The organism is Mesorhizobium sp. M7A.F.Ca.ET.027.03.2.1, assembly GCF_003999175.1.
Lineage (GTDB): Bacteria > Pseudomonadota > Alphaproteobacteria > Rhizobiales > Rhizobiaceae > Mesorhizobium.
Genome location: NZ_RZOM01000282.1, coordinates 1 through 6,207 on the forward strand (window position 1 = coordinate 1; position 6,207 = coordinate 6,207).

Genomic DNA, 6,207 nt, shown 5'->3' on the forward strand with positions numbered 1-6,207 from the left:
ACGGTCCCCTGCTCGAAATGACGTTTGAAGACGGCATCGGCCACGTCCGCCCGCAGCGCGTAGGTATGGTCGGCCAGCACGCGGCAAAGTGCGGCCTGACCGATTGCCTTCGCCCGACTGGAGGTCAGCGAGCGCATGATCTCGGCGACATCGCCGCCGTCCCGTGCCACCAGGATCTCCTCGTCTGGTTTCAGGAACAGTTCCACGCCCAGCCATGCGTCGGTGATGAGGCAGGCACCGGCGCCGGCCGCCTCGAAGACACGCGTGGCCGGTGAAAAACCGTTTACGGCCATGCTGTCGCGACTGATGTTCAGCACGGCCTTGGGAGTGACGTTGAAAGCATTATGATCGCGGGTGCCAACGTGACCGAGCCAGCCGACATTGGCGGGAAGCGGCTTGTCCCCCCAGCCCGATCCACCGAGCAGAAAGCGCTGTTTCGGCAGCTGGCTTGCGGGATCGAGGAAGAATGCTTCGACACGCGCCTCACGATCCGGCAGCCGGTTGCCGAGGAACGCCAGATCGCAAGCGAAACGGGCATTGCTGGCGACCGGGTGATGCGTTTGGGGATCGAGCGCATTGTAGATCGGCACGCATTCGTTCGCCCCCATGGCACGGTAGGCCCAGACGACGGGGTCGCCGCCGCCATAGGTCAGCACAAGGTCGATTTCTTGCAGGGCGCCATGGAGCGGATGGTCCGGTTCGTCGCGAAGCTGGGCAAGGGTTGCCGGAGCGTCCACGTCCCAGAATACCACCAGCGCGTCGCTGCGGGCATGGTCGAGGATGGCGCGCAGCAGCGCCTCGTCCTCGAAACCGACGCCACTCGCCTTGATGACGATGTCGGCGCTGGCGGCGCGTGCCGCGACCTGCATCAACGCGTGCTGGGTCGCTTCATAGACGACCACAGTGCACCAGTCAGGGGCCTCGATGTCGCGGTTCTTCTGCCGGTCGTAGACGTCGGGCTCATAGAAGGTGATTTCGTAGCCCAATTGGGCAAGCGCCTTCAGCAAGCCGCGATAGTAGGTCGCGGCACCGTTCCAGTAGGACGACAAGAGGCTCGATCCATAGAATGCCATCTTCATGCGGCGGCTTCCTTTGCGGTGGTCTTGTTGATGGTATGTTCGGTGGTGCATTCCATGAGCACGCCGAACAACTCGTCGACGCGGTGCTGGCAGGTGTGCCGCGAGCGGATGGTCTCGAGACCCGAAGTCACCAGGGAAGCCGCGAAATCCGCATCGGCCAACACCGCCCGCAGGTGTTGCCGCATTTGCGAGCCATTGTGGGCGAACAGGAAGTCGACGCCGGGTCTGAACAGCTGCTCGACATCGGACCATGGTGCTGAAATCAGCGGAATGCCGCAGGCGAGTGCCTCGAACATGCGGATCGTCGGAATTCCAGGCAAACCCTCACGATAGGGGCGCCGCGGGATGTGGACGGTGACACGATGCGCGGCGAACGCCTTCGGCACGTCGGCATTGGCGATCCATCCGTCATAGCGCAGTCCGGCGGTGGCCAGATCCGCAAGTGCGGGCTTGGGGTAGCGTACTCCGTGCACGGTGGCATCGAGACCGAGATCGTGTACCGGCTCGATTAGAAACTCCTTGAGTTCGGCGGTCCTCTCATCGTCGCCCCAGTTTCCAATCCAGACCAGATCGGACGTGGGGTGGATCTCCGGGTGTGGCTTGAACAGGCGATCGTCCGCGGCTTCATGCCAAGTGAAGACGCGCTTGCCCCAGCCGGCGCGCAGATAGCTCTCGCGCAAGGCCTCGCCAAAGGCGAGAACGCCGTCATAGTGCTCCAACCGCAGCGCCGAGATTGCCTCGGTCGCCGATACCGCCCGGTGGTGGGTGTCATGAAACAGAAGGATGAAGTTGCCGCCAGCGGCCCTGGCACGGCCGATGCGTGCGACAAGCTCCGGATCCGTCCACTCATGAACGATCACAACGTCGGCCTCAGCGATCCAGGCCTCGTGATCGAACCCGGCATCGTAGGTCACCGGCATCAGTTCTGGGAAATCCTTGCGGAAGCGTTCGATGGCGAAGGATCCCTTCTCAGCCAGCAGGTTCGAACGGCTCCAGCTGTCGGACGGCTCCAGCGCGACCGCCTGGTGCCGGCGCGCGACCAGTTCCCGCATGATACCGCGCAGGAAATGGGCATTGCCGTGGTTCCAGTCGGAAACGACCGAGTGGGTGTAGAACAGAAAGCGCATGGTCAGCGCCCCGCCATGGCCAGGGCCGCCTTGTCGTAGACGCCTCGCATGGCCGCCGCTTGCCTGGCCAGTGTAAACCGGCGGCTTCGTCGCATGGCTGCCTGACCGAGCTCTCGCCTGAGCTCGGCATCGCTGGAGAGACGATTGAGGCAGGCAGCGAGGTCGTGGGGATTGCGCGCGTCAAAGAACATCGCGGCCCCATCCCATAGTTCGCGATAGGTTGCGATGTCGGAAAGCACCAGGGGCGTCGCCGACATGGCAGCTTCCAGCGCGGCCAGACCGAATGGCTCATAGATTGATGGCGACACGAAAATGCCGGCGCGCGCCATCAAGGAGCGCACCTCGTGAGACGGCAGTGCTCCCAGAGGAACAGCATAGCTGAAGCTGGTACGCCCGCCGTTGGGACCGTGCATCGAACCGGCGGCAAAAACGGGCCATTGCGTCAGCGACGCGGCCTGGTCGATCACCGCCGCATTCTTGCCCTCGTCCCACCAGCGGGCAGCGGCGAAGACGAGCGGTTGGCGCTTTTCGGTCTTCGGCACCGGACTTGCACTATTTCCGACCACACTCAGACGCGCGATCGGGCCATAGCAGGTCTCAAGCATGTCGGCATGGCTGCGGCTCGGCACGATGACTGCGTCGGCCCGATCCAAGCCGCGCCTGTTGCGCTCCTTCTGCCAGGCCCATGCGCCATCCACCGCCTGTTTCCTGACGGCGTGGAACCATGTCGTCACGCAGGAATGGGAGACCACCACGGCTGGGCATGGCGCATCGAATCCCGATGCCTGCGTCGGCGCGTTGAAATGGACTAGGTCGATGGCGTGGTCGCGCATGGGCGCAAGCAATTCCCGCGGCAGCGCGTCGAGGTCGCCGCCGCTGCTGGTCATCCAATCCGGCGGCGTATTCAACCAGATCAGCGTCGTGAAAGCCTCCGCCTCCTCGGCCTGCTGCCTTGACGGTTGCGGACCGAGGCCGGCAAGCACCACGCTGTCGCCGCCGTTCACAAGTTCCCCTGCCAGATCAAGGGCATAGCGCCATACGCCGCCCACGGCATCGACGGTCATCAGGATGCGCCGCGAGCGCGGCGTCAGTGTCCGCAACATGTCGCCTCCAGTTCCGCCAGCGGCCGCGGCCGCCTCTCCTGGATGTCACTGAATTTCTGGAAAGATGCGAGGTAGTGGTCATGGGCGCGTTCCCAAGCAAGGTCGTCGGGTTCGCCCCAAAGCTCGCGGTAGCTGGGCGAACTCGGATACGGATAAAGCGGCACAGGTTCGTTAGCCCATACGCCGTGGTCGATCAGGTGGGTTCGCCAGTGCTCGACCAGGGCGGGATCATCCTCGACCACGCCGATCAGATTGGCCTGAACGAATGGAACGTGACGTCTGGCATCGACGAGCAGCGCGGCGAGTTCCTCGGTACCCAGCCGGCAGCGCTTGGCCAGCATTGCCCGACCTTCGACGGTCAGGCTTTCGAGACCGGCCTCGATGGAGACGCAGCCCGCGGCGCCCAGCAATTCCAGCAGCTCGGGCTTCCACAGATCGATGCGGGTCTGTACGCCGAATTTCACGTCGCGATCGACCAAGGCTTCCAGCAACGCTTTTTGCGGCAGGAAGATCTCGTCGATGAAGTAGATGTAGCCGACACCTTGGGCAATCAGCCGATCGATCTCCGCCACCACCGCTTCGTGGTTTCGACGGCGATAGGCATCACGGAAATCGATCTTGGCGCAGAAGCTGCAATTGTAGGGACAGCCGCGCGATGCCTCGACTTCCGCACCGAACCCCACCTGATTGTCGTCAAACCTGTGATGGTGATGCGAATGGGCTGCGATCCAGTCCGCTGGCCATTCGAGTGGCGGATGGTCGGCAAACGAGCTGGCGTGGACGCCGCCGTTCGAAACCACCCTGGCATCCCGCAGATAAGCGGTTGAGGGCACGGCGCTCCAATCGTCGCGCCGGGCAAGTTGCTCGACGACTTCTTCACATTCGCCGCGCACGACGATGTCGACGCCGAGCTTGCGCAAGGTCGGCGCGGGCGTCGCCGAGCCGTGCGGCCCGACCGCGACCGTGCGTCCACCGCGCCCGGCGAGACGGTTGAGGAAATCGGCCGGCACACGCAATTCCGGCGGTGCGCAGCGCCAGAACAGATAGGTCGGGGCGGTACTGACGACGGTCATAGCCGGGGCGAAATCAGCCACCCGCTCGCAGAGACCGGAATTGTCGAGCTTCTGCAACTGCCCATCCAGCATCAGCACCTCATGCCCGGCGGCTTCGAGCAGGGCCTTCGAATAGCCGAGTTCCAGCGGCAGATGTGGTTGGCGGCAGCCGAAATAGATGCTGTCGTCGTAGGTCCAGAATGGGTTTACCAAAGCGATTTTCATGCGACGTACCTCACGGCTTCAGGGCGAGGCTCGAGCCGATGGCGCTGCAGCCAGTCGGCGAGGTCGCGGACGCCTTCGCGCCATGAAACATGGGCCATCCAGCCAAGCGCGGTTTTGATCTTGCGGGTGTCGGCGACGAAGAAGGGCTGGTCGCCGGTGCGTTCCCCATCATGGCGGATTGAAAGCTCATGGCCGGTCAGGCTACGAATCTCGCTCAACAGCCTGCGCAGGCTGACCGCATTTTCCGGGCCGCCGCCAAGATTGAATGCCTGGCCTTTGGTGGTCTCGATGCGATCGAGCACGGCCCTGTAGGCGGCAACGGCATCGGAGACATGCAGGATATCGCGCACTTGCCTGCCGTCGCCGTAAATGGTGATCGGGCGTCCCGTCAGCGCGCTGAGCAGGAAGTGCGCGACCCAGCCCTGATCCTCGGTTCCGAACTGGCGCGGTCCATAGATGCAGCTCATCCGCAGCACCGCCGTCGGCATGCCGTAAGATTTGGCATAGTCGAGCACATACTGATCCGCCGCGCCTTTGGAGCAACCGTAGGGCGTGCAGAAGTCCAGGCCCCGAGCCTCATTGATGCCGTGCGCTTGGATGACGCTGTCGCAAGGCACATAGCGATCGCCGTCCTCGCGGACCGCGACGTCAGGCAGGCTGCCATAGACCTTGTTGGTGCTGGCGAAGATCACCGGGATACGCTCGCCGCTCAGTCGTGCCGCCTCCAGAACGTTGAACGTTCCCCGAAGGTTGATGTCGAAATCCTCGCCCGGCTGGACCAGGCTTGTGGTGACGGCGGTTTGCGCGGCCAGATGGAAAATTGCCTTCGAAACCATCAAGACAGGCGCCAGGGCGTTGGCGTCTCGCACGTCGACCGTCTCCACCGTGAGGCGACCGCCGTGTTTTTGCGCCAGCCATTCAAGGTTCTGCTCGACGCCCGGACGGCTGAGATTGTCGATCACCAGTACCGGCTCGCCATCCGACAACAGGCTGTCGGCGAGGTTCGATCCTATGAAGCCGCTGCCGCCGATGATGGCGACCGGCGCGTCGCGTCGATTGCGTGTGTTCATGAGACCAACCCGCGTTCTTCGAGCTCGCGCTTCATGTCGGCGCCGCGGTCGACAGCGGACGTGTTACGCACCCAGGAAACGAACTCGCCGAGCGAATTCTCCAGTTGCCGCACCGGCTCGAAACCGAGCAGCTCACGGGCCTTGGAAATATCAGCGAAGCAGTTGCGGATATCGCCGGAGCGGGCTTTGCCGAGCAGTTCCGGCGAGCGGTTCGGTGTCCCCATGGCCTCGGCCAGCAATCGCGCGACTTCGCTGATCGCGTAGGCGCGGCCGCTGCCGATGTTGATGACATGACCCTTTGCCTGGCGTTGCTGCAGAGCAAGGCGAAAGGCGCGGGCGACGTCCTGCACATGGACGAAATCGCGCTTCTGTTCGCCATCCTCGAAGATCATTGGCCGTTGGCCGTTGGCGAGACGCGAAGCGAAGTTGGCCAGCACGCCGGTATAGGGATTCGACAACGCCTGGCCGGCGCCGAAGACATTGAACAGGCGCAGCGCGACCGCATCGATGCCATAGGCCTCGCCGAAGATCAGCACGGCGCGTTCCTGGGC

The 6,207-nt window shown here is 63.6% G+C and carries 6 protein-coding genes; all 6 read right to left on the reverse strand.

Annotation, left to right across the window (positions count from 1 at the left end; genetic code table 11):
- Nucleotides 1-1,079 (reverse strand): glycosyltransferase (locus EN750_RS14510; RefSeq protein ID WP_127396818.1); only part of this gene is annotated, 1,079 nt, incomplete at its 3' end.
- Entirely contained in the window at nt 1,076-2,206 is a 1,131-nt protein-coding gene (locus EN750_RS14515; protein ID WP_127396819.1) for a glycosyltransferase, read from the reverse strand. The genes EN750_RS14510 and EN750_RS14515, both read right to left, overlap by 4 nt.
- Before the next feature lie 2 nt (nt 2,207-2,208).
- Entirely contained in the window at nt 2,209-3,309 is a 1,101-nt protein-coding gene (locus EN750_RS14520) for a glycosyltransferase family 4 protein (RefSeq protein WP_127396820.1), read from the reverse strand.
- Nucleotides 3,294-4,586: a TIGR04295 family B12-binding domain-containing radical SAM protein gene (locus tag EN750_RS14525; RefSeq protein ID WP_127396821.1), complete on the reverse strand. Its 1,293-nt coding sequence runs from the start codon at nt 4,584-4,586 to the stop codon at nt 3,294-3,296. The genes EN750_RS14520 and EN750_RS14525 overlap by 16 nt, the downstream gene beginning before the upstream one ends.
- Nucleotides 4,583-5,656: an NAD-dependent epimerase/dehydratase family protein gene (locus EN750_RS14530; protein WP_127396822.1), complete on the reverse strand. Its 1,074-nt coding sequence runs from the start codon at nt 5,654-5,656 to the stop codon at nt 4,583-4,585. Before EN750_RS14530 ends, EN750_RS14525 begins: the two co-directional genes overlap by 4 nt.
- The coding region (locus tag EN750_RS14535; protein ID WP_127396823.1) for an NAD-dependent epimerase/dehydratase family protein at nt 5,653-6,207 on the reverse strand (555 nt) is incomplete at its 5' end. The genes EN750_RS14535 and EN750_RS14530, both read right to left, overlap by 4 nt.

Bases quoted from the DNA above. Each gene is read 5' to 3' on its own strand.
- EN750_RS14515 (WP_127396819.1), bottom strand. From the start codon at position 2,206: ATGCGCTTTCTGTTCTACACCCACTCGGTCGTTTCCGACTGGAACCAC.
- EN750_RS14520 (WP_127396820.1), bottom strand. From the start codon at position 3,309: ATGTTGCGGACACTGACGCCGCGCTCGCGGCGCATCCTGATGACCGTC.
- EN750_RS14525 (WP_127396821.1), bottom strand. From the start codon at position 4,586: ATGAAAATCGCTTTGGTAAACCCATTCTGGACCTACGACGACAGCATC.
- EN750_RS14530 (WP_127396822.1), bottom strand. From the start codon at position 5,656: ATGAACACACGCAATCGACGCGACGCGCCGGTCGCCATCATCGGCGGC.